Origin of the sequence: Stratiformator vulcanicus, assembly GCF_007744515.1 — a bacterium.
In the GTDB taxonomy this organism is placed as follows: Bacteria; Planctomycetota; Planctomycetia; order Planctomycetales; family Planctomycetaceae; genus Stratiformator; species Stratiformator vulcanicus.
This window is the reverse complement of record NZ_CP036268.1, coordinates 3,760,223-3,783,733: the sequence shown is the minus strand read 5'-3', so window position 1 is coordinate 3,783,733 and position 23,511 is coordinate 3,760,223. Positions and strand designations below refer to the sequence as shown.

The following is a 23,511-nucleotide window of genomic DNA, read 5'->3' as shown; positions in this document are numbered from 1 at the left end:
CCAAAAATGAAATCCGATTCGTGAGACTCTCAGCTCTCAGCTCTCGACTCTCAACACTCAACTCACCTCGCATACCACACGCAGAGCTTCGGCAGGTCACCCAGTGTCATCAGTTGACGGACTTGCCGGGTCGCGAAGGTTGAGCCGAGCGCCTCGGAGTACCCGTGATTGTGGTCCGCGATCGTGAGCGCATGGGCGAGATCATCGTCCGAAAGGGTCGACCGGCCATCGGCGGCGGCGATCCAGCGGGCCAGGTAGAGCGTGATCGGAAAAACCAGGGCGAGCGAGAACAGCCCCTCGCACAGCGGGCGATCGTAGTACGCCCGGCCGCAGAAGTGCATACCCGTGATTTTCGTTCGGAAGTAGCGGGCGAAGAGGGCATCGGTCGATTCCGGCAGCGGCCCGAATGATTGCTCCAAGGCCTCGAACGGCACTCGCGGCAGATCGTCCCGCAGCATCGGAAGCTGTCCCTTCCCCCTTGCTAGGCCGAGCGCGGCCGAGAGTAAACGCCATCGCCCGCGCAGCCCCGTGGCCATCATCGCCGCGGTATCCCTGCGGGCGTAATATCCGAGGCGAATGCGAAATTGCAGCCGACCCATCCGCGAGGGCGGATCGAATTCGCCGAGGTCATCGGGCACTTCGGCGGCCGCTCCGGCGATGATCAGATCGAGAAATTCTTCGAGTCGCTTGCCCCGGACGTCTTCGAACTTTGCCTGATCGACGATGCTCATCCAGAACACGGCCGTCAGGAGATTGTGCAAGACCGGTTGCTCGCGATCGAAGGTCGCGTCGAGCGCGGTGACGAATCGACCAACATCCTCCCAGCCAACGCTCTCGTGGGCGGAGATTCGGGGCGCCGGGTAATCCTGCTTCTTTTTCGGGACAACTTCCCGCCCGATCTTTCGTATTTCCTGAGCGCTTTCTTTGGCGGAGGCCCCGCGGTTACCGACAACGGAGGGGCAACTGTAGCGCAGACTGACCGTGACGCGATTTTTGCCCGCGGGATGAAACGCATACGGATAGACGCGGCAGGCGAGCGGTTTGGCCGCCTCCCCGAACTTGGCGTGAATTCGGCACAGGCCGTTTTCATCAAGGAACACGCAGGCGCCGTCGGGCCGTTGATTCAATCGCCAACGCTTTTGTCTCGGCGAGAGCGGCACCACCGCGGGTGTCCCGGGGCCGAGGGCGGTATCGTCGGCCCACCGCTGCTTCTCGATTCGGTCTTTTTCGGCCGCCGTGATTTCGACGAGGTGCTGTCGGCAGCAGCCGCCGCAATTGTGGCAACTCCAGTTCTGCAGGACGGGAAGGTCGATCGGCAGGCTCATCCGACAAGCGTGGCGAAGTTTGGGGGGCGGACTATCAGAGGACAGTGCCACAATAGGGCGCACGAAAAAACCGGCAACCGCAAGCGGTTGCCGGTTCAATTTGAAAAGGTGCGGGTCAAACGTGGATGACCTGTCGTTCGACCCGAGGATCACCCGGCACCGACTTAGTACGAATCGTAGTCGACGTTGTCGGCATCAACCCCGGTGCTGTTCGCTTTGATTTGGCCGGTACTGGGGTTGTAAATGTAGCCGGTCGAGTCATCCGGCGTGGCGGCCGAAACCGACGTGGCGATGATCGTAACCGAGTTCTCGCCGTTGAGCGGGTTCGCGGGGACCGATCCAACAATGTACGGCCCGTGCGGCTTCGTCCCGATCGCACCAGTGGTGCCGTTGGTATCGCTCGAAAGCGTCAAGGCTTCAATGAAATCGGACTCTGTCGTCGAACCATTGGCCGGGAATTTCCCGTTGTGTTCGAGCCGATACATTTCGATCTGGCTCCGAAGCATCTGAAGGTTTTGCTTCAGTGCCGATTCGCGGGCGTCACCGCTGAAATCGGTGAACGACGGCAGAACCGTCGCGGCCAGAATTCCGAGAATCACGACGACAATCAAGACTTCGACGAGCGTGAATCCGCGTCGCTGGCGACGAGTGTTGGGGCACCGCATGGGGACTGTCTCTTTCCGGGGATGAATTTGCGACGGCTTTTGGAGATGGTCATCGCCGTCGTTGAGTTGCGATTCGCCGAAAACTTAGGTCGCACCGGTGCGCTGTCAAATCGAAACGTGGTCATTGTCGATTCTCGCACTTTTGAGCACTGTCGGCGATCAGTCCGAACAGATGTGCCGATTCTACCGGTTCCGGCGGTGGTCGCCCGCATCCAGCGCGTGTCAGTTTTTGTGGGATGCATCACAGCATGACGTTTGACAAGATGCGTATCTTTGTTGCAACAAGCACGAAGGTTCGGCTGGCACGTCACGCCGATCCAACAGAAATCGATCAGCATCAGGAACGCGATGGCCACCGTTAGCTCAAAGGGATTGCAGGTTCTCACGGAAGATGACTCGGTGCGGCAACGCTACTCCGCCGCTGCGACACAGCGGGAAGAGGCGCTGTGCTGCCCCGTTGAATACGACCGCTCGCTGCTGGAGATCATTCCCGACGAAATCATCGAGCGCGATTACGGCTGCGGCGACCCTTCCCCCTTCTTGAAACCGGGCGACACCGTCGTCGACCTCGGCTCCGGTGGCGGCAAGCTCTGCTACATCGCCGCCCAGGTCGTCGGCGAGTCGGGCCGGGTCATCGGTGTCGACTGCAATTGCGAAATGCTCGGACTCGCCCGCCAATATCGCGGCGAGATGGCCGACAAACTCGGATTCTCAAATGTCGACTTCCGCAACGGCCGAATTCAGGACCTCGCGATCGATTTGGAAGAGCTTGCTGAATCGCTTAGCGATGTCGACGTTTCGACAGTCGACGGCATCCTCGAAGCCCGGCGGATCGAAGATCGTATCCGCCGCGAGGAGCCGATGATCGCCGACGACTCGGTCGATTGTGTCGTCTCCAATTGTGTGCTCAACCTTGTCCGCCCAGCCGACCGCCGGCAGCTCTTTGCTGAGATTTTCCGCGTGCTCAAGCGAGGCGGCAAAGCGGCGATCAGTGATATCGTCAGCGATGAAGACGTCCCCGAACAGATGCGCAATGATCCCGAGCTGTGGTCCGGCTGTATCTCCGGTGCTTGGCGGGAGGACCAGTTCCTTAAGGAATTCGAAGCGGCCGGCTTCCACGGCATTGCGATCGAAAAACGCGAAGAAAAACCTTGGCGGACGGTCAATGGGATCGAATTCCGCTCTGTTACCGTCGTCGCGTACAAGGGCAAACAGGGCCCGTGCCTCGACCGTAATCAGGCGATGATCTACCGCGGCCCCTTTCAACACGTCACCGACGACGACGGCCACACCTACTACCGCGGCGAACGCATGGCCGTCTGCGACAAGACTTTTAGACTGCTGCAACAAGGCCCGTACGAAGGCCAGTTCTTACCGGTCGAACCGCGGCACAACATCCCGCTCGAACAAGCTGCGGAATACGACTGCCGAAAGAACGCACGGCGACACCCGGAAGAAACGAAGGGTAAGGATTACGACGCGACGACCGAGGCAGAGACGGAGGGCTGCGACGGCGGGGCGTGTTGTTGAAACCAACGGGTAGCCCGGCCTTTCATGGCCGGGTCGCGCAGCGACAAGATGCTTTTCGAGAACCTTACCGATTCGCCAGTCACAGTGACCTGATTTAAAGATGTCTCACCGCCAGGTCATCGACGACCAGCCGACGGTCCATTTTCTTACGTTCTCATGCTTTAAACGCCGCAAACTTCTTCAGCATGACAAGCAATGTCGGATCGTCCTCGGCCAACTCGGCCAACGCCTCTCCGACAGAAGCGGATTATGCCTCGGATTTGTACTCATGCCGGATCACGTGCATGCGATGGTGTGGTTTCCGACGCCGGGGCAACTCTGTGAATTCATGGATGTCTGGAAGATGCAGACATCCTCATTGATTGCGAGACATTATGAGATATGGATGCCCAAATACTGGAATGGTCTTGATGACAAAACAGTCTGGCAGGCACGGTACTACGACTTCAATGTGCTGAACATTGCGAAGGCCGAGGAGAAATTAAACTACATGCATTTGAATCCTGTTCGAGCGGGGCTGGTTGACCGAGCCACCGACTGGCGTTGGTCATCAGTGGGTTGGTACGAGTTAGGACGTTCGGTCGGCGTGCCGATTGGTTGGCCGGATAGTCTTGAGTGATCTTCGGCAGTGAATCAATCGCTTGAAGCGTTGGGCATTTGTAGAACATGCGAAAGTTTCTCGAACAGCATCTTGTCGCTGCGCGACCCGGCCGATGTTCGGCCGGGCCACCCGATATTTTATCCCGAAGAATCTGCCGATGAACTTGGTCCAACTCCATCGACCGACGCAGTCGCTGGCCCGACGGGGGCATGCACTTGCCGATGGGCAGGCGCAGGTGCGGTTGCTGTCTGAGGCGGAGCAGCATTCGACGTTCGAGGAACATCTCGAACAGCACGGCCTCGGGCCATTGACGGCGGGGCCGGTGGAGATTTTGCAGGTCAACGTCGGCAAGCTCTGCAACATGACCTGTCGGCATTGTCACGTCGACGCCGGGCCCGATCGGCGGGAGATGATGGATCGGGAGACGGCCGACGCGTGCCTGCGCGTCTTAAAGCGCGGTGGCGTGCATACGCTCGACCTGACGGGCGGGGCGCCCGAAATGAATCCGCAGTTTCGCCATTTGGTGACATCGGCCCGCGAGCTCGGGGTGCACGTGATCGATCGCTGCAATCTGACAATTCTCACCACGCCCAAGTTCCGCGACATGCCGGAGTTTCTGGCTGAGAATCAGGTCGAGGTCGTCGCGTCGCTGCCCTGCTATCTCGAAGAAAACACCGACAAGCAGCGCGGCGACGGGACCTTCAAACGGTCGATCGAGGCGCTGCTCCGGCTGAACGAACTCGGGTACGGCTGGCCCGGTTCACCACTGTCGCTCACGCTTGTCTACAATCCGGTTGGTCCTTCACTGCCGCCCGAGCAGAAATCGCTCGAAGCCGACTACCGCGAAGAGCTTAGGTCGCGCTTCGGTGTCGAATTCACCCGGCTGTTTACGATCACGAATATGCCCATCAGTCGGTTCTTGGAGGAACTCGTCGATCAGGGTCGCTTCGATGAATATTTGATGAAACTTGTGCGTGCATTTAACCCGGCGGCCGTCGACGGGCTGATGTGCCGCAATACATTGAGCGTTGGGTGGGACGGGCGGCTGTACGACTGCGATTTCAATCAGATGCTGGGTCTGGAAGTCGACGCCTCGATCCCGAACAATATCCGCGACCTCGATCAGCCGGAGGTTGCGGAGGACCGACCAGCGGTGGCGGGCCGACGGGTGATCGTGAACCGACATTGTTTCGGTTGCATGGCAGGTGCGGGTTCCGGCTGTCAGGGGGCGATCGACTCGGGGACATGACCGCGTGTGCGTCATGACCGGTCGATCGCGGCCATCCAATTGATGTCGTCCTGACACAGCCACGGAGTTTTCTGATCGATGTCATACGGAAGTTCTCGGTCGGACGGCGGCCGTCAGCGGTCGAACCCTCGCGGCGCCGCTGTTCGCCGTGCGGTGAAAGAAAAACCGCCGACGCTGAAAGTAAGTTCGCCGACGACGCTGCTCATCCAAGCAGTGATTTTGCTGCTTTTGTACGCGGGCGTTGCGCTGATCTACTGGAACGGGCAGGCGCTGCTCCCCACTGATCGGCTGCCCGCGCACGATGCCAAGATCACGGACCTCCAACAGCAGATGGAGGCGGCTGCGGCGCGAGAGCGCGCTCGACTGAGCCCCGATGCCGAGGCAAAAGCTCGCGGCGAGGTCACACGGATTAATTCTGAAATCACGCAAGCCAGTGAGGCGCGGGCCGCCGATCTGGCCGAGTTGCGAGAACGCGAAGCGTCTTACGTCGCTTACGGCCACGCGGACGGATTCCGACTTCTTTGCATCTGCTTTGGCCTTTCACTAATGGCGGCGGCGATCGGTCTGCCGGTTCGGCTCACATTGGTGGCAGCGTACGGGTATTTATTTCACCAGGTTTATGACGATAGCGGCGTTATCTATGCGGTCTTATGTGCGGCCGCGGGCGAGGCGATCGGTGCGATGATGCAATACTGGTTCGTGCATTGGTTCCTCCGCGATATGGTCAAGCGGGTCAATCCGTCGCGGGTGAAAGCGATTGACACGATCTTCGGATCCGAGGCGGCCTTCGTCCTGTTTTCGTTGCGGCTGATTCCCGGCATGCCGTATCTGATTACGAATCTCGTGATCGGACTGAGTCCGATCCGCACGATCACATTTACGCTCGTCAGCGTGTTGGGACTGCTGCCGATCTATCTCATCTATGCCAGCGCGGGGGCCGATTTGACCTCACTGGAGACATTGCTGCTTAATGGTCCCGGTGAATCAGTCGAGAGCGTTGCTTTGTGGGGGAGTCTTGCCGTCGTGGGGATGGTGCCGTTGGTCATTCGATTGCTGACCAATAAAGAAATTCGTGGTGGATTCAGTCAATTAAAAGAACTGGCCGATGACTCGGGGGCTCCGACCATCGCCGATGCTCGGAAAGATATTTCCGAACTCGAAGACGATGCTCCCGGTTCGAGAAAGTCAGTTCGAGCCGGGGCATCAGGGCGACGGCGTCGTCGCTGAACTATTAAATTCGCCATAGATGCGTGAGGTGATCTTATTATTAATTTGAAGCGGCAGGACGAACGTCGCCCAGCACTTCCGGAGCGATGTTGATGGTCGATGATCAAGCAGGGAGTCAATCCCATACCGAAGATGTTTCGAAAGAACGTTCAAACGTAACGCTCTGGAAGCGGGTACTCATTATTGCCGTTCTGGCCGTCACAGTTGGCGGACTCTACCTCGCGTTCGGCGACTTGTTCAAACTTTCGGCATTAGCGGGGTATGAGTCGACGTTTCTCGATTTCGGTCGACGAAATCTTGCGGCAATGATCGCGATTGCATTCGCCGCCTATGTCGTGATCACCGCGGCGTCGCTGCCGGCCGCGGGGGCCGTGACACTGCTTTACGGCTGGCTCTTTGCCCGGCTCATGCCCGGCGGGCTTGGGGTTGTGACGGCAGTGATTCTGGTCAGCTTCGCATCGACGGCCGGGGCTACCATCTCGTTTCTAATCAGCCGATATTTATTGCGTGAGACGATACGGGATCGTTTTCCTCGCTATGCGGAGCGCTTCGATCGGGCGTTTCGAGATGAAGGTGCGTTTTACCTGTTCACGCTGAGATTAATCCCCGCGGTCCCGTTTTTTGTGATCAATGCGGTCATGGGTTTGACGCCGATCCGCGTCTTGACATTCTGGTGGGTCAGCCAGTTAGGGATGCTGCCGGGGACGGTCGTTTATATTCTGGCAGGGGCGCAGGTTCCCACGCTGGAAGTATTGGCCCAACGGGGCATTTCGAGTGTGCTCACCTGGCCGACTTTAATCGCGTTTGCGGCCCTCGGCCTGTTTCCCCTATTCGCTCGGTTTATAATTAAGAAACTTGCCCCAGACGTTGCCAAACGTGCTTCGGAAGCACCCGATGCGTCGCATGAATCGACGAGAAAAGACGCTAACAGAGAGTGACGTTGAGACGTTTTTTCGCCTTCACTTACAGTGGTCGGTCGCTATACACAGTCAGTGTTGTGAACTATCGGACGATGGCCCGGTGATCTGATGTTCGAGTAACGCCCGATTTAATCTATAATCGCGATTGAAGAGCGACTTTATCAATCGAATAATTCGGTGCAATTAACAAAGCCTGTGAAAGCGAGTTTATGACATCTGGAATCACGGCGTTGGAGCCATTGATCGACCATAATCTTCGATTGCAGGCAAACGTCCGACCGGAGACTTGGGAAAACCCCACGCCGCAGGGCCGGTACAACATGGTCGTCATCGGTGCCGGAACGGCCGGCTTGGTCACCGCAGCGGGAGCCGCGGGCTTGGGCGCGAAAGTCGCACTCATCGAGAAATCGCTGTTGGGTGGCGACTGCCTGAACGTCGGATGTGTTCCCAGCAAGGCGCTCCTTTCAGCAGCACACGCGGCCGCCCGGCGCCGTCGAGCGGTCGACGGTATTGTCGCAAATGGGCAAGAACTCATCGTCGATTTTCCGGCGGTGATGCAGCGGATGCGGCGGTTGCGGGCCGATATCAGCCCCAACGATTCGGCCGAGCGATTTCGATCGCTCGGAGTCGACGTTTACCTTGGCGAGGCGAAGTTCGTTGCCGAAGATGCTGTGGAAGTCGAGGGAACCAGACTCGAGTTTTCCAAGGCATGCATCGCCACCGGCGGTCGCGCGGCGGCCCCACCAATCGACGGCTTGGTGGATGCGGACTACCTCACTAATGAAACGGTATTCTCGTTGACCGAACTACCACGGCGGCTCGTCGTCTTGGGAGGCGGGCCTATTGGGTGTGAATTAGCGCAGTGCTTCGCACGATTTGGTAGCGACGTGACTCTAATTGAGCGCTCCGCACATGTGCTGGCGCGGGAGAGTTCCGAGGCCGCCGCCGTCGTACAAAATGCTTTGATTGAAGACGGGGTCGACCTGAAACTAAATAGCTCCGTTCAACGGGTCGAGTCGCGCGGCGGAGAAACGATTGTGTGGTATCAGTCGAACGGGGATGAGAAATCAATTCAGGCGGACCGGCTATTGATTGCGGTGGGCCGGGTGCCGAATATCGATCTAAATCTTAATGCGGCGGGTGTCGAATTTGACGAGCGTCAGGGCATTCAGGTTAGTGACCGATTGCAAACCTCAAACTCCCGAATCTATGCCGCCGGCGATGTCGCATCAAAATATAAATTTACCCATGCCGCTGACTTCCTCGCCCGCACGGTCATCAGAAATGCTTTCTTTTGGGGGCGGGGGAAAGCCTCTGCGCTAACCATTCCGCACGCCACATATACGTCACCGGAATTGGCTCATGTCGGGCTGACCGAAAGCGAAGCAGTCGAGAACGGCCCGGCGATTCGGACGTTTCGCCAGGAATTTAGCGATATCGACCGTGCCATTGTTGAAGAAGAGACCGCCGGGTTTGTCCAGGTCCATGTCAAAAAAGGAACGGACAAAATTGTCGGAGCGACGGTCGTCGGCGAGCACGCCGGAGAATTGATTTCTCAATTCAGTCTCGCAATGACATCCGGGATCGGCCTCGGTCAGTTCGCGGCAACGATCTACCCCTACCCGACCCGCGCTGAAGCCGTCCGTAAATTAGGGGATCAATATCAAAAGAGTAAACTGACGCCGTTCACTGCCAAGCTGCTCAAAGCGATGATTCAATTCACCAGCTCGAAATGATGACGCGGCTGCGATCATTATTGAATTCTTCGAAATCCGACCAGGCACATATCGTCGCGCTGGCCCTGCCCTTTGGCGAACTTGTCGACGTCCTGGACGATTCCTTCGATCAGGTCGGCAATCGACTCCGGACCGCTCGATATGTAGGCGGAGAGGCGGTCGGTTCCATACAGGTCGTTCTCGGGATCCATCGCTTCGGTAATGCCGTCGGTAAAGATGACGAAGGTGTCGCCGACGTCGAGCGGTCGAGTGACCGACTCGAATGTTTGATCCAAAGAAATGCCGATCGGCAAGCCGCGAGATTTCACAGGAAAACTTTCGACTTGGCCGCCGGTGCTGCGGATCAGACTTCCAGGATGCCCGGCGCTGGCGACTGTAATCGTATTTGCGGTTTGGTCAACAATTGCGAACAGACACGTGATGAAGCGATGCCCTAAACGGCTGGCCGCGATTTCCTGATTCAACTCGGTCAGCGCGCTCTCGACCGTTGGCTTCGTCAACAGGTGGTACCGGGCCGATGAGAACAACCGGGCCATTAATAAGGCCGCGGGCATTCCCTTGCCGGCTACATCGCCGATCGTGACGGCGATGCGGTTTCCCGGCAGAAGGATGTAATCGAAGTAGTCGCCGCCGACCCGCTTCGCGGCTTCATAATAGTCATAAAATTCATAGCCGTCCGTGTTCGGCCGCGTGCTCGGCAGGAAGCCGAGCTGCACCTGCATTGCGAACTCAAGGTCGCGCTGCATGTCACGCTGCGTGAGCATTTCTTTGTGCAGCCGCGCGTTCTGGACGGCCAATCCGATCTGCGAGGCGACCGAGGCGAGTGTGTCGAGGTCTTCGGACCCGAATTGCCGTTCGATCTGAGAGGTATCGAGTTGGACGACGCCGAACGTCGATCCGTTCGGATCGGTCAACGGCACACAGAGGATCGATCGCAACTGCAACTCGCCGATGCTCTCGCTCTTTTGAAACCGCGTGTCGTCGGCCACGTCGGCGCTGAGGACCGCGTCACCGGTCGACAATGTTCGCTTCACAACGGTCATGCTGACGTGCTCACGCGGATCGGCTTCGCTGCCGTCGCGTGATTTCGCGGCATGGACACGAATTTTGTGCTGATCGGTCTCCGTCAGCAGAACGAATCCGTGATCGGCCTCCGGGAAGACGCGGAAGAGGCAATCGAGTGCCGACGCCAATAATTCGCTGAGGTCGAGGGAATTGCCGAGCGACCGTCCGATGTCGAGGACGGCTTGCAGTTTCTGCTCTGGATCGGCACGCCTGACGGCCTGCGGATCGCTCAGATTGAGCGTGCCGAGGACCGAAGACGATTCGAAATGTGTCGGACCTTCGTCGAGGGTGTCTTCGTCGAGCGAGAAGATCTGCCCGCGAGCATTGAGATTCGGGTCCGTGTCAGCCGCGTCGCCCGTCGCCGGCTTCGCCACGCGGTAGCGGAACAGGTGGTCGGAGATCTGAATCAGATCATTGTCTTCGAGGGCCGCTGTGCCTTCGAGCAGGCAGCCGTTGACGAACGTCTTATTCCGGCTGCGAAGGTCCTCGACATGAAATTCGCCGTGCGTTTCGGCGACGGCGGCGTGCTGCCGACTGACGGCGGCATTCTCAACGACGATATCGCAAGTCGGATGACGACCAATGATCGTCGTCTCACGATCGAGTTCGAAGATATGTCCCGGGGTCGCCCCCTGATCAACAACCAGATACGGCACAACGAGGTTCCACAATGACGGCAGAGCCGATTCATCGCGTCCGCCGCGCTCCAGCAAAGCGACGGACGCCGACTCGACAGTGTAACCGTCTGATTTTCGCCGGGTCAACGTGTCGACCAACGCGCCAATTGTCGGCCCGTTCGCGGAGTATCGTCGCGTCGGTCACAGCCGGTAGGATTCAGGTAGCGAGATCAATTTTTCGCTACCGGCCGGTCCATCAATATTGAGGCAACTGTCATCGTGCCGAGTCATTCTCCGGACCCGACTGTTCCCGCGCTCGGGGTTCGGCAACCTTGGGCGGAGCTGCTCGTCCGGGGCGAGAAATCGTTGGAGATTCGGTCGCAACCGACGCGGATGCGTGGGCTGATTTATATCTACGCCGCGCAGAAGATTGCGACGATTCCCGCCGCCAAGGAGGCTGCCCGGACCCGACGGATCGATGTCTCCGCACTGACCCTCGGGCGAATTGTGGGGACGGTACGCTTGGTCGGTTGCCGACCCGCTGCGGTCGAGGATGCGCCGGCGGCCTGTGTCTCGCCGACCTTGTTGGCTGGGAAGTATGCCTGGGAAGTGGCTGATCCGGTGTCGCTCGACGAGCCGTTGAAGGTCCGCTTCCTGCCGTACGGTGTCTGGTTCTATCCGTTCCGCCCGCGCGGCGGTTGACGCCGCTGCGGTCGCATTTCACTCTGGGTGAGAAGCAATTCGCGATAGGGCGCCAGAACCTACGTCAGCGCGCTGAATACTCAAGAGTTCTGATCGAGTGCCCATAATCTCCCGCGGGGTGATCTTATCGACACTGGTTTCCTCTTCGACGACACCGGCCTGAAGTGGGAGACCGCGGGCGGGGCCGACGTTCCGGCGCGGAAGACCTATTATTTTGATGGCGACCAGATCATCGGCCTCGGCGGCGGTTAATCGGGAGTCCCCTTCCCCGGATTGCAATTAGAATGATCAACGCGACCGTCATCCTGATCATCGCCATCGGGCTCCTGCCGGCGACGTTCATCGCGGGGCTCCTTGTCTTTATGACGAATGAGGTCCGTAATCGGGCGTCGCGGCAGGCGGGGCTATTGGAACTGTACGGATTGGCCGCCGTCGCGTGGGTCGTGACCGGACCGGTCCCCGTGGCGGTCTTCCTGTGGTTCTGGCTGAAGCCGTGAGTTTCGTGATGCTCGGTGATCAAGACCATTGGTTTGCTGCTGCGGCGATCGCTTTTGCCGCCACGCCGGGCTTCGGATTGTCGGTCGTCGCTTGGATTATGTGGCTCGATCTGCGAGCGAAGAAGGAACCGCCGCCGGGTCTGGTGGTGTTCGTTTACTGTTTCCTCATCGTCGCCGTGATGACGCTGCTGGCTCCACTCCTACTGCTGATCCTCGCCACACTTTGATCGCAAAGCTTGGGCCACACTTCGCGGACTTGTTTTGGCCGGGTTTATCGAACAGGCTCTCGGGCAACTGACTGCTCGGTATGTATTGATCCGAGTGTTTCCGAGTCTACGAACACCAACTTGTTATGACGCTCCGGCTCTGTTCGCTGCTATTGTTCGGGCTGTCTTTGGCCTCGCCTGCGATCGCTGCCGAGCGGCCAAACATCTTCTTTATGATCGCCGACGATTGGTCGCGGGAGCACGCGGGAGTCTACGGCTGCGACTGGGTGAAGACACCCCATTTCGACCGCGTCGCCAATGAGGGTGTTCGGTTCGAACACTGCTACACCTCGAACCCCAAATGCTCGCCCTGTCGGGCATCGATCCTGACGGGGCGGAACACCTGGCAGTTGGAGGAAGCCTGCAATCACTTCGGCAAGTTCGAAAAGAAGTGGTCCGTTTACACCGAGATATTGACCGAGGCCGGCTATCACGTCGGATACACCGGCAAGGGCTGGGGACCGGGCAAAGCGATCGGGTTCGAGACGACGCCCGCCGGAAAGCCCTATCAGAGGCAAAAACTCTCTCCGCCGCATGAGGAGATGAGTCGGATCGACTACGCGGCTAACTTCGCGACATTTCTTGAAGAACGTGAGGGCGGGCAGCCCTTCTGCTTCTGGTTGGGCACCTACGAGCCGCATCGCAGTTATGAAGAGGGGGCGGGACGCCGATCGGGCAGAAATCCAAAGGATGTTGTGATTCCGCCTTATTTCCCCGACAGCAGCGTCATCCGCAGCGACTTTCTCGACTACGCGATCGAAGTCGAGTGGTTCGACTCCGTTCTGGGCGACGCGCTCGGCATCCTCGAACGTTCCGGAGAAATGGAGAACACGCTGATCGTGGTCACGAGCGATCACGGTTGCCCCTTCCCGCGGGTGAAAGGGCAGATTTACGAAGATGGCTACCGCCTGCCGCTCGCCGTGATGTGGAAAGACAAAGTTACCGGCGGCCGTGTCGTCGAAGACTTCATCAACGTCCGCGACTTCATGCCGACCTACCTCGAATTGGCAGGGGTTGAGGTTCCCGAAACCGTCACCGGGCGAAGTTTCGTCGATATTCTGGAGAGTAAAAAGTCGGGCTGGATCGACGAGTCACGCGACGTGATGCTCGTCGGCAAGGAACGGCACGACCTCGGTCGGCCTCACGACTGGGGGTATCCGACGCGGGGCATTCGCACGCGGGACTACCTCTACCTCCGCAACTACGAACCCGATCGCTGGCCGGCCTGTAATCCCGAAACGAATTACCCGAATTGCGATTGGTCACCGACGATGCAATCGCTGATCCGCAACTACAATAAATACTATCAACTTTCCTTCGGCAAACGTCCGGCGGAGGAGTTGTACGACATCAACCAAGACCCGCGGTGCGTAGACAATCTGACCGAAAAGGCCGAATTGGCCAATACGAAAGCGAAGCTGGGCAGCCGAATGGAAGAGATGCTTCGTGACGAAGGCGACCCCCGGATGCTCGGCCGCGGCTGGATATTCGACACCTACGAATACGTCGGCAGCCACCGGCACTCATACGGGACATGGTTGGAGAATCACGGGGCGTCGAAAGAGTGAATGCGACCTCGTGTTCAGCCGCGACAGGCAGGGAGCGCCCCGCGGCGAACTGAAAATCACCTTTCGAGTGCGCGCCATGGCGGCGGTGGCTCAACGGATAGAAACATGCGAGTGCAGCAAATCGATCACGTCACCCTCGTGGTGAAAGACCTGGAAGCGAGTCGGCAGTTTTATGTCGATACGCTCGGGATGGAGGTCGTCCCACGCCCCAACTTTGATTTTGCCGGAAGCTGGTTTCGTGCCGGGGAAACGCTGATCCACCTGATCTTGGAGTCAGAACGATCTGGACCCGCCGGTGTGAATGAAGATGGCCGCAACAAGAACAGCCGCTGCACTCATCTTGCCTTCAGCGTCCCCGATGCCCGAGAGGCGGCGTCCGAACTCGAAGCCGCCGGCGTCCCGTTTCTCGATCCCCCCAAACTCCGGCCTGACGGAGCCTGTCAGGTCTTCGTCACCGACCCCGACGGGCACGTGGTGGAGTTGTGCTCGGGATAATCGAGCAGGGAGCGAGGAGCAGGTATGGGGTCAGGATGTGCGGCTTGGCCAAGGCCGAATTGAAAATGCGGCTATCAGGAGTCATCCGTAGCTGGCGGATGATAGTGACGAGAAGCTATGCTTGCCGAAGAGAAATCAACGAGTTAAGGCGTCCGCGGTGACTCCTCGCTCCCTGCTCCTCGCTCCCTGCTCTTCAAGTATGTCCCAAGTCAAACTGACAAAACGAGCTGCGATCTTCGGTTGGGCCGTGGCGGGATTCGTTGCCCTGCTCAGCCTGCTCGACCTCGTTCTCGGCATCCCCTTCTCCGGGCAGATGCTCATGGACATCCTGTTCCTGGTCGGAGCCGGAATTCTCGGCTACCTCGCGTTCGACGCCTGGCAGGACGTGAATTGAGTCGAGGGGCTAATGTCGAAGGTCTCAGGGACAGGGCGTGACGACCTCGACTTAAAGGTCCAGATCGTCCGCTAATGTCGCTTCGTCCATGATAATGCGATAGCGTTCGCTCGCGTCTTTGCCAAGCAGTTGGGCAAAGGTCGCGTCTGCTTCGACCTGGCTCTCGACATCGACCTGCAGCAGGATTCGGTTCTTAGGGTCGAGCGTAGTCTCGCGGAGTTGCTCGGCATCCATTTCGCCGAGGCCTTTGAACCGTTGGACCTCGACTTTGCGATTTGCCGGCGCCGCTTCGAGAATCTCTTCTTTGATCGCGTCGTCACGGGCGTACTCGACCTTGTTGCCGATCGTGATTTTGTAGAGCGGCGGTTGAGCAATGTAGAGCTTGCGGGCCGTGACCAGTTCTTTCATGTGCCGGAAGAAGAACGTCAGCAGCAGCGTGCTGATGTGGTACCCGTCGCTGTCGGCATCCATCAGCAGGATGATGCGATCGTAGCGGAGCCCGCTGATGTCGAAACTCGGCCCGACGCCGGTGCCGATGGCGTCGACGAGGTCTTTGATTTCCGCATTTTGCAAGATTTTGGGAAGCGCGAGCGTCTCGGTGTTGAGAATTTTTCCGCGGAGCGGCAGAACGGCCTGATAGTTTCCGTCACGTCCCATCGCGGCGGTACCGCCGGCGCTGTCACCTTCGACGATGAACAGTTCGCACTCGTCGCGGCTCTTGTTGCGGCAGTCGAGCAGTTTTCCCGGAAGGTTCGTTTTCTTTCCCGTGCCGCTTTTGCGTCGCACATCCTGTTGAGCGGCACGACTGGCCGCTCGTGCCCGGGCGGCAATGATGATCCGACCGATAATCGCGTCGGCGACCGACTTGTTGTTGTTGAGCCAGGTTTCGAGATTCGGCCGCACCAACCCGTCGACGACGGCAGAGACTTCGGGATTGTTCAGCTTTTCCTTCGTCTGCCCCTGAAACATCGGGTCGCCGTGAAAGACGGAGAGGATGCAGGCGAGACCCTCTCGGACGTCCTCGTTACCGATCGAGACCCCTTTGACTTTGACGTCATGCACGTCCATGAAATTGCGAACGGCCTTGGCGACGCCGGAGCGAAGTCCGCTTTCATGCGTTCCGCCCGCGTGCGTGCGAATGCCGTTGACGTAGCTGCGGACCTGCTCGTCGGTCGATTCGGTCCAGCGCAGCGCGACTTCGACCTTCACGCCCGCTTCGTCGCGTTCGACATAGAAGACCGGCTCGTGGACCGGTCGCTTCTTGCCGTCTTTCATCACCTTTTCGAGGTAGGCCTTGATGCCCTCCGGCTGGACGTACTCATCGATTTGCCCGCCCTTGACGGTCTCATCGACGAATTTGATCTTCAGCCCGGCGTGAATGTAGGCGATGTCCTCAAGATGCTGCCGGATCAGGTCGGCTGAGAAATGGGTCTTTTTGAATATCTTCTTGTCGGGGCGGAATGTGATCGTCGTGCCGTTGCCGCGGAACGGTTTGACCTTCTTGACCGGCCCGGTGGGAAGACCTTTCTCGTACTCCTGCGTCCATTCGTTGCCGTCGCGGTGCACGACGGCGGTCATTTGCGATGAGAGCGCGTTGACCACCGACGAACCCACGCCGTGCAGGCCGCCACTGCGAGCGTAGTTCTTATCGGAGAATTTTCCGCCGGCGTGCAGCGTGGTGAGAATGACCTCAAGTGCGCTCCGTTTCAGCTTGGGATGCTGATCGACCGGGATGCCGCGACCATAGTCGCGAACTGTGATCGATTGGCCGTCCTTATGCAGCGTGATGTCGATCCGGTCGGTATGACCTCCGAGAAATTCGTCGACGCTGTTGTCGACGATCTCCCAGATCAGGTGATGCAGGCCCTTATTGTCGACACCGCCGATGTACATGCTCGGGCGTCGTCGGACCGCTTCAAGGCCCTCAAGAACCTCGATATCGGCTCCGGTGTACTTTCCGATTTTCTTAGCAGAGCCCGTCTTCCTCGGGGCGGTCGTCGACATGGAGGCGGATTGTTCTCGGAAAAGGATGTGGTGAGCGCAGGGCCGTAGCGTATTCGTCGAGTCACGACCGCGGGTGCCGAATCGGCTTCGGGTTCGGTCGCATTAGTCGGACGACAACTGCTCGATGATCAATTGCGGTGCAAAGCTACGGGCTTCATCCGGAGATCCGAAGACCATTGTGCCTTCGCTCTCGGGGTCTTTCAGGACGCCGCGTCGAAAAAATAATTCGCCGGCAACCAGAAACTCAACGTAGTAGCCCAGCATTCGACCATCATACGCATCGAACAGGCGTTTGACCTCGAACAACTGCTCATGGTCGTCGTGAACCGTTCGAAACATCATCATGGCGGGATCCTCAATGGTGTGCGTCGCGAGGCAGACCCTAGATTAAGCCAAACGGTCTGAAACCGCCATTGAGCCGACCGCTTATCGCGTCACGATTTCTCGGTGTTTTCCCGATAGCAACGATTTTTCCCGATTGCAGCAGTGGAATACCTCAAATATCGGCGAGGGCTTCATTCATCGGTTGGGCTCCATCGATGACGGCGAAGCGTTTGCCGACAGTATTCGGCAGGTCGAGGCAGGCCACGAGGACATCCGCCGTATGGGCTCGGGACGTTGAGCCGGAACCGGTGATCTCCGAACGGATTTCCACAAAGCCGGTCGACTCGTCGTCATTGAGCCGACCGGGAGCCACGATCGTCCAATCGAGGGGCTCGTCGAGCACCTGGTCCATGTTCATCAGAAAGTCGTCGGCCGCGGCCTTGGCCCGATGGTAGTGCTTGATCGGCGTCTGAGCAGTCGGTGTCGAATTCATCGAACTGAGCATGAGGAACCGCTTCACCCCGTTCGTCGCCGCGGCGACGGCTGCACGTATTCCGCCGAGATGATCGATCAAGACGGTTTTATCTTTGCCCGTATTGCCGCCGGAGCCCGCTGCGAAGATCACCGCGTCGCAGCCTTGAACCGCCTCGTCGATCGGGTGTTCGAGATCGCCTCGCACCGTCGGAATCCCGGCCTCGGTGAAAGCGATTTGCTGCTCGGGCCTGCGAATCATTGCCACGGGCTGATGATCCGATTCGGCCAGTCGCTTGATGCACAACCCGCCCGTCCGGCCGTTCGCTCCGATCACAAGCACTCTCATGACGACGTTCTCGCAGAGACTTACAAACAAGCCGCGCACGAAGTAAGCGGATATGCTCTCAAGGTTCCAAAGTCAGGAATCACGACACGCCTCAACCATCGACTTCGCGTAGTCAGCGATTTCTTCAAGCACAACGTCGCGATTGCCTCCGTCAAATTTCTCGAAGCGGCGAACGATGGCGGAGCCGACGATCACACCGTCGGCTTGCCCCTTGAGCATCGCCACTTGATCAGGTTTGCTGATGCCGAAGCCGACAGCGAGCGGCACATCAGTCTTCTCACGCAGCGTTTTCAGATGACCGGCGAGTTTCGGATCAAGTCCGTCGCGCTCTCCGGTCGTCCCGGCTACTGAGATGCAGTAGACGAAGCCGCTACACGATTTGACGATGCGTTCCACACGCGCCGGAGGCGTGAGCGGCGAGACGAGTTGGATCAGGTCGAGCCCGGCTTCCCTCGTTCTCTCGGCGACTTCGGCCGATTCATCGCCCGGCAGGTCGGGAATAATGCAGCCGCTGAATCCGCTCTCCGATGCGCGTCTGAGGAACTTCTCCAACCCGTAGCGGTGCATCAGGGAGAACGAAGCCATCGAGACCCGGACCGGTTTGACTTCATCTTTGACCTCGGCGAAGGCGTCGAAGATGCGATCGATCGTGATGCCGTTGCCCAAGGCGCGGAAGTAGGACGCCTGAATCACCGGGCCGTCGGCGATTGGATCGCTGTAGGGGAAGCCGACTTCGATGAGATCGACTCCCTGCTCCGAGAGCGCCCGCACGACGTCGATTGTGGTCCCGATATCGGGATCGCCCGCGGTCACGAACGGCATGAAGGCGAGGCGGTTCCCCCGCTTCGCGGATTTGAAAGTTTCAGCAATGGTCGACGACATGCGGCGGCGCTAATCAAAATTCGGAATCGTAACTCTCAGTGCCCCTGAAGATTCGCAGGATTTCGATGCCGCCGTCAATCGTGCGGTAAAACGCGACCCAGCCGTTGCGGTTGTGCGGTGTGCCGAATGTGAAGGAGCGTAGGGCCGGTCGCAAGTCCGAGTGATCGGTACCGAGGAGGGGATTCTCGGCGTAAATTTGCGACTTTTGCGTCATATCGTCGACAAGTCGATCGGCTGCAGCAGGACTGCGAGACGCGTCGCCGAGATAGTCATAGATTCGGTCGATATCGGCCTGAGCGATTGGATCAAGTTCAACTGATGCCATCAGTCAAAGATGCCTTTCTCGGCGAGTCGTTTTCGGGCTTCGGCCTTAAATTTCTCCGGGTCCCATGGAATTCCCTCCCCCCGATCGAGCCGCTCGGCTGCTTCGTCGAGCTCGATTTTCATCTCTTGGTACCGCCGAAATGCCTTCACGCACTTTTCCGGCGTCGATTGCTTGCGGCGATCGCCGACGACGTTCTGAATGAAGGCGATGAACTCATCGACTTCGCAGGTTTCGATTGCCGTGCTCATCATTCGTCTCCTCGCTCAATCAATTCGGCCGGAATCATCAAGCTCGCGGCGTTCGTATTCTTTCCAATTGATCAATTCTCCGCCGGGAATCCAGTATAATTCCTGGCTCTCTTCATTTCCGAGCACTTTTAAACTCAGGTCAGAAATCTCCGCTCCATTCTTAATTTCACGCCGATAGTGCTTTAGCAAAGCCCCGTCTTCGATCACGAACAGGCGAATGTCATCGGCCCGAACCGTAGCCGGTTCCTCAACTGGATCAGCAAATCGATTCCAGTTTACGTCAGCCGGCATTCTCACTGGTAAGGGCGAAACTGACTTTGCGTGAGCCCATTCGTATAAGATTGCGTCCGGGTCGGAAAGGTGGCCACGGTAGGAAGATGATCGGCTTCCCAGGCGAGCCGTTCCCCAACGATCTTTTGCGAACAGCTTAGGGACCTCAATTTCGATATCAGGCCAGCCTTCGTTGAAGCGTAAGCCTAATGGGTAATGAGGCTCGTACGATTTTGGATAGGCGAACAGGTGCGGCGCTTTGACTTCCCATTCGGTGCCGTCTTCCGCACGGACGAAGTTTCGGATCCCCGGCGAGGCTTCTCTCAAGCGGTTATAGAGTGCTGGTTCGCAGTCGGTGATTTTGAGCTTCCAAATGCCGGCATGTCCGCAAAGGCCGGGTTCGAGCGGTGAGTCGTAAGACAGGCTGATTTCACCGGAGTCGGGCTCTAAATTATTAATGAAGTCTTTGGTGAGCCTGCTGAAGAACACTGCATCGCCGGGGATGAAACCGAGGTCTCCGGCTTGCGCTGTTGAGATCGCAATAAAGAGCCAGCTCAAAATCAGAGTTGCTGGATTCAAAGAAGGCACTGTCGAACTCCGGGCGCTGATGCTTGCGGCTCGCCTGAGTTATTAAATTTCTTGCCCCAACAGTCGGGCCACTTCATTGACGTCTTTATCCCCCCGACCAGACAAACACAGCACGACGTGCTCATCGGGGCCGCGTTCCGCGGCGGCTTTCATCACGTGGGCGATGGCGTGGGCGGTTTCGACGGCGGGGATGATGCCTTCGAGTTGGCTGCACTGCTGGAAGGCCTCCAACGCGTCGGCGTCGGTCACATTGTAATAATCGACCCGCTCCGTGTCCTTCCAGTAGCTGTGCTCAGGGCCGACGCCGGGGTAGTCGAGCCCGGCGGAGACCGAATGCACGTCGGACGTTTGCCCGTCGTCGTTTTGCAAAACATATGAAAAACTGCCGTGCAGCACGCCCGGTTTGCCGAAGCTGAGCGTACTGGCGTGTTCGCCGGGGGTGATGCCTCGACCTCCTGCTTCCACGCCGGTTAATTTGACGTCGTCGTCTTCAACGAACGGATAGAAGATTCCCGCCGCGTTCGATCCGCCCCCGACGCAGGCGACGATTTCCTGCGGAAGTGAACCGAACTTCTCAAGGCACTGCTCGCGTGTTTCGCGGCCGATGACCGCTTGAAAGTCGCGGACCATCATCGGAAACGGGTGCGGCCCTACGACGGAGCCGATGATATAGTGCGTCGACTCGACCGTCGCCATCCAATCGCGCATGGCTTCGTTAGTTGCATCCTTGAGCGTCTTGGAACCGGAAGTGACCGGACAGACTTCGGCACCCATCAGTTTCATTCGGAAGACGTTCAGCTTTTGCCGACGAACGTCTTCCTCCCCCATAAAGACGGTGCACGGAATGCCGAAACGGGCGCAGGCGGTCGCGGTGGCGACGCCGTGCTGACCGGCCCCGGTTTCCGCGATCACGCGATTCTTGCCCATCCGCCGCGTCAACAGGAGCTGCCCCAGCGAGTTGTTGATTTTGTGGGCGCCGGTGTGGTTGAGGTCTTCGCGTTTGAACCAGATTTTCGCCCCGCCGCACTTTTCGGTGAGCCGCTCGGCGAAATACAGCGGCGTCGCCCGTCCGACGAAGTCTTTGAGTAAGCCATCGAGTTCGGCTTGGAATTCCGGATCGGCCTGTGCTTTGGCGTACTCCTCGGTGAGTTGTTCGAGGGCGAACATTAGCGTTTCAGGTACAAAACGCCGGCCGTACTCGCCGAAACGACCGGACGCATCGGGCACGGCGGAGGATGCAGGAGTCGCGACGGGTGTCGAAGCGGACATGGCGGGTTTCAAGATGAAGACGGATTTACGTGTCAGAACATTATCAAGCGACCCCACGCAACGGTCAAACAGTCAGTTCGTCACACGGGGGCGTCGTCGCTCTGCGTGTCACCACTGAGTTCGTACGCAGCTTGCCCGTTAGCGTCCATGGTTGAGGCGGGACTCGATTGCGGCGATAACCTTAGATGGAACGGTCTGCATGCAGACCGGCTGAATCGCCGGAAGAACAACCGGCCGAGACCACCTGCCACCAATTGATCGGGCCTCTTGTGTCGACTGCCGAACTTACTTCTCCGCTACGACAGTTCGAAGAGACCGTCGCCAGCGTGCTGTTGGGAAAGCCGCGGCCGATTCGATTGGCGGTCGTCTGCCTGCTCGCCGACGGTCACATTCTGATCGAAGACTCGCCCGGCGTCGGTAAGACGTCGCTGGCGAAATCGATCGCGAAAGGGCTCGCCGGCACGTTCACCCGGCTGCAATTTACCCCCGACATGCTGCCCAGCGACATTCTGGGGGCGAGCCTGTTCATGCCGAATATGGGGGAATTCGAATTCCGCCGCGGACCGATCTTCACAAATGTGTTGTTGGCCGACGAAATCAATCGCACCACGCCGCGGACGCAAAGCGCGCTGCTGGAAGCGATGAGCGAGCATCAGGTCTCGGTCGAAGGACGGACATACCCGCTCGAAGACCCGTTCTTTGTCATCGCGACGCAGAATCCCTTCGAGTCCGAAGGCACCTATCCGCTGCCGGAGAACCAACTCGACCGATTCATGATCTGTACGGATATCGGCTATCCCGACCGCCAATTCGAAAAGCAGGCGTTGGAGCAGCATCGACGGGGCGAACCGGTCGAAGTCGTGGAACCTGCGATCAGCGGCGACGAATTGCAGCGGCTCAAAGCCGCTGTGCGTGACGTCACCGTCGAGGACAGTATCAACGACTATTTGCTCGACATCGTCGAAGCGACGCGGAACCACGACGAGTTGCAACTCGGCGTCAGTACCCGCGGCATCTTGACGCTGTACCGCGCGGTGCAAGCATATGCCTATTGCGAAGGTCGGACGTTCGTTACGCCCGACGACGTCAAGGAACTTGCGGTGCCGGTCTTGGCGCATCGGATCGTCTGTAAGAGCATCTTGCGCGAACGACAGCGTGACCGGTCGCGGGCGATCATCCATCAGATCCTCGACGAGGTCGCCGTCCCCAGTTAAGCGGCTTCCTCTCGAGGAGCGGGCCACTTGCGGATTTAACGAGACTCAGGAGAACTCAATGCGTTCATTCAGTAATCGGATTGTCTACGTCGGGCTGATCGGCCTCGCGGTCGGCTGTGCCGTCGGAAGCGACGCCAACGCCCAGCGCGACGACAAGACTTCGAGTGACCGAGATGACTCGATCGTTCTGGCAGCGGGCGACGATAGTGGCTTGGTAACGAGCCGGGTCTTCCTGTCGACCGATCGACTGCCTGCCGGTCAAACCGTCCCGTTTGCCGTCGTTCTCGATATCGATCGTGGATGGCATATCAACGCGAACCCGGCCAGCCCGGCTTTTCTAGTGCCCACGGCCATCGCCATTAAGTCAAAGTTGGGCACCAAACTGGCTGATATGAAGTATCCAAAAGGCGAACCGATCCGCGTCGCCGGCATCGACGAGCCGCTAATGACTTACGACGGCAAGGTCATTTTGTTCGGCAAGCTGAAAATTCCGGCCGATGCCGCGGGCAAGAAAGAGACGATTGCCGTCGGAGTCCGCTATCAGGCTTGCGACGATCAGGAATGTCGTCGTCCGGAAACGAAGAGCCTCAACGGAACGATCTCGGTCGCCCGCCCCGGCGAGAAAGTCCGGCCAATCAACGACAAGCTCTTCCGGCCGCAAGCGGCGCGAGAACGCCAGTCGAATTAGCACGATTGCCGTGTCAATCGGC

Annotated in this window: 25 protein-coding genes; 14 read left to right on the top strand and 11 right to left on the bottom strand. The window is 58.6% G+C overall.

All coding sequences use genetic code 11. The features are described 5' to 3' along the window. Positions 1 to 62: 62 nt before the first annotated feature. A complete protein-coding gene (locus Pan189_RS14995; protein ID WP_145364782.1) occupies positions 63 to 1,325 on the bottom strand; it encodes a YkgJ family cysteine cluster protein in 1,263 nt (420 codons plus the stop codon). A 164-nt stretch (positions 1,326 to 1,489) separates the two neighbouring features. Continuing rightward, positions 1,490 to 1,990, bottom strand: coding sequence for a type II secretion system protein (locus tag Pan189_RS14990; protein WP_145364781.1), 501 nt, complete (start codon positions 1,988 to 1,990; stop codon positions 1,490 to 1,492). Positions 1,991 to 2,338: 348 nt separating this feature from the next. Here Pan189_RS14990 and Pan189_RS14985 point away from each other — a divergent pair, with 348 nt between their 5' ends. The 6 genes from Pan189_RS14985 to Pan189_RS14960 all read left to right on the top strand — a co-directional run bounded on the left by Pan189_RS14985 (position 2,339) and on the right by Pan189_RS14960 (position 9,253). Further along, entirely contained in the window at positions 2,339 to 3,520 is a 1,182-nt protein-coding gene (locus Pan189_RS14985) for a DUF8838 domain-containing protein (protein ID WP_145364780.1), read from the top strand. Positions 3,521 to 3,620: 100 nt separating this feature from the next. Next, the gene (locus Pan189_RS14980) at positions 3,621 to 4,139 is read left to right on the top strand and encodes an REP-associated tyrosine transposase (RefSeq protein ID WP_145364779.1); all 519 of its coding nucleotides are present in this window, start codon (positions 3,621 to 3,623) and stop codon (positions 4,137 to 4,139) included. Positions 4,140 to 4,278: 139 nt separating this feature from the next. Further along, on the top strand, positions 4,279 to 5,370 hold the full coding sequence (arsS, locus tag Pan189_RS14975) for an arsenosugar biosynthesis radical SAM (seleno)protein ArsS (RefSeq protein WP_145364778.1): 1,092 nt from the start codon (positions 4,279 to 4,281) through the stop codon (positions 5,368 to 5,370). A 78-nt stretch (positions 5,371 to 5,448) separates the two neighbouring features. Further along, positions 5,449 to 6,597, top strand: a complete 1,149-nt coding sequence (locus Pan189_RS14970) for a TVP38/TMEM64 family protein (RefSeq protein ID WP_145364777.1) — start codon at positions 5,449 to 5,451, stop codon at positions 6,595 to 6,597. A 92-nt stretch (positions 6,598 to 6,689) separates the two neighbouring features. After that, positions 6,690 to 7,535, top strand: a complete 846-nt coding sequence (locus Pan189_RS14965; RefSeq protein WP_310820543.1) for a TVP38/TMEM64 family protein — start codon at positions 6,690 to 6,692, stop codon at positions 7,533 to 7,535. Between the two features lie 191 nt (positions 7,536 to 7,726). Then, entirely contained in the window at positions 7,727 to 9,253 is a 1,527-nt protein-coding gene (locus Pan189_RS14960) for a mercuric reductase (RefSeq protein WP_310820542.1), read from the top strand. Between the two features lie 17 nt (positions 9,254 to 9,270). On the opposite strand, the gene Pan189_RS14955 is transcribed toward Pan189_RS14960, so the two are convergent. Continuing rightward, positions 9,271 to 11,094 (bottom strand): SpoIIE family protein phosphatase, encoded by a 1,824-nt coding sequence (locus tag Pan189_RS14955; protein WP_145364775.1) that lies wholly within the window; start codon positions 11,092 to 11,094, stop codon positions 9,271 to 9,273. A gap of 120 nt (positions 11,095 to 11,214) precedes the next feature. On the opposite strand from Pan189_RS14955, the gene Pan189_RS14950 reads away from it, so the two are divergent. From Pan189_RS14950 to Pan189_RS14925, 6 genes are all read left to right on the top strand, one after another. Next, complete coding sequence (locus tag Pan189_RS14950; RefSeq protein WP_310820541.1) at positions 11,215 to 11,637, top strand: ASCH domain-containing protein; 423 nt, start codon at positions 11,215 to 11,217, stop codon at positions 11,635 to 11,637. Between the two features lie 284 nt (positions 11,638 to 11,921). Next, positions 11,922 to 12,134: a hypothetical protein gene (locus tag Pan189_RS14945; protein WP_145364773.1), complete on the top strand. Its 213-nt coding sequence runs from the start codon at positions 11,922 to 11,924 to the stop codon at positions 12,132 to 12,134. An 8-nt stretch (positions 12,135 to 12,142) separates the two neighbouring features. Beyond that, positions 12,143 to 12,361, top strand: coding sequence for a hypothetical protein (locus tag Pan189_RS14940; RefSeq protein WP_145364772.1), 219 nt, complete (start codon positions 12,143 to 12,145; stop codon positions 12,359 to 12,361). Between the two features lie 125 nt (positions 12,362 to 12,486). Further along, positions 12,487 to 13,968, top strand: a complete 1,482-nt coding sequence (locus tag Pan189_RS14935; protein WP_145364771.1) for a sulfatase family protein — start codon at positions 12,487 to 12,489, stop codon at positions 13,966 to 13,968. Positions 13,969 to 14,073: 105 nt separating this feature from the next. Continuing rightward, a complete protein-coding gene (locus tag Pan189_RS14930) occupies positions 14,074 to 14,463 on the top strand; it encodes a VOC family protein (RefSeq protein ID WP_145364770.1) in 390 nt (129 codons plus the stop codon). 199 nt (positions 14,464 to 14,662) lie between these two features. Further along, positions 14,663 to 14,857, top strand: coding sequence for a hypothetical protein (locus tag Pan189_RS14925; protein WP_145364769.1), 195 nt, complete (start codon positions 14,663 to 14,665; stop codon positions 14,855 to 14,857). Positions 14,858 to 14,908: 51 nt separating this feature from the next. Here the strand turns inward: Pan189_RS14925 and Pan189_RS14920 are convergent, their stop codons facing one another. The 8 genes from Pan189_RS14920 to trpB form a co-directional block, all read right to left on the bottom strand. Beyond that, the gene (locus tag Pan189_RS14920; RefSeq protein ID WP_145364768.1) at positions 14,909 to 16,861 is read right to left on the bottom strand and encodes a DNA gyrase/topoisomerase IV subunit B; all 1,953 of its coding nucleotides are present in this window, start codon (positions 16,859 to 16,861) and stop codon (positions 14,909 to 14,911) included. A gap of 102 nt (positions 16,862 to 16,963) precedes the next feature. Next, a complete protein-coding gene (locus Pan189_RS14915; RefSeq protein WP_145364767.1) occupies positions 16,964 to 17,206 on the bottom strand; it encodes a hypothetical protein in 243 nt (80 codons plus the stop codon). A 151-nt stretch (positions 17,207 to 17,357) separates the two neighbouring features. Further along, complete coding sequence (locus Pan189_RS14910; protein WP_145364766.1) at positions 17,358 to 18,005, bottom strand: SDR family oxidoreductase; 648 nt, start codon at positions 18,003 to 18,005, stop codon at positions 17,358 to 17,360. 72 nt (positions 18,006 to 18,077) lie between these two features. Beyond that, on the bottom strand, positions 18,078 to 18,887 hold the full coding sequence (gene trpA, locus Pan189_RS14905; RefSeq protein WP_145364765.1) for a tryptophan synthase subunit alpha: 810 nt from the start codon (positions 18,885 to 18,887) through the stop codon (positions 18,078 to 18,080). A gap of 13 nt (positions 18,888 to 18,900) precedes the next feature. Then, a complete protein-coding gene (locus Pan189_RS14900; RefSeq protein WP_145364764.1) occupies positions 18,901 to 19,212 on the bottom strand; it encodes a type II toxin-antitoxin system RelE/ParE family toxin in 312 nt (103 codons plus the stop codon). Next, positions 19,212 to 19,460, bottom strand: a complete 249-nt coding sequence (locus Pan189_RS14895; RefSeq protein WP_145364763.1) for a hypothetical protein — start codon at positions 19,458 to 19,460, stop codon at positions 19,212 to 19,214. Before Pan189_RS14895 ends, Pan189_RS14900 begins: the two co-directional genes overlap by 1 nt. Before the next feature lie 15 nt (positions 19,461 to 19,475). Then, the gene (locus Pan189_RS14890; RefSeq protein ID WP_145364762.1) at positions 19,476 to 20,318 is read right to left on the bottom strand and encodes a hypothetical protein; all 843 of its coding nucleotides are present in this window, start codon (positions 20,316 to 20,318) and stop codon (positions 19,476 to 19,478) included. A gap of 42 nt (positions 20,319 to 20,360) precedes the next feature. Continuing rightward, complete coding sequence (gene trpB, locus Pan189_RS14885) at positions 20,361 to 21,587, bottom strand: tryptophan synthase subunit beta (protein ID WP_145364761.1); 1,227 nt, start codon at positions 21,585 to 21,587, stop codon at positions 20,361 to 20,363. A gap of 185 nt (positions 21,588 to 21,772) precedes the next feature. Between trpB and Pan189_RS14880 the strand changes: the two genes are divergently transcribed. Together Pan189_RS14880 and Pan189_RS14875 are read left to right on the top strand one after the other, a co-directional pair. Further along, positions 21,773 to 22,801, top strand: coding sequence for an AAA family ATPase (locus Pan189_RS14880; RefSeq protein WP_145364760.1), 1,029 nt, complete (start codon positions 21,773 to 21,775; stop codon positions 22,799 to 22,801). Positions 22,802 to 22,859: 58 nt separating this feature from the next. Beyond that, positions 22,860 to 23,489: a protein-disulfide reductase DsbD domain-containing protein gene (locus Pan189_RS14875; protein WP_145364759.1), complete on the top strand. Its 630-nt coding sequence runs from the start codon at positions 22,860 to 22,862 to the stop codon at positions 23,487 to 23,489. Positions 23,490 to 23,511 lie beyond the last annotated feature (22 nt).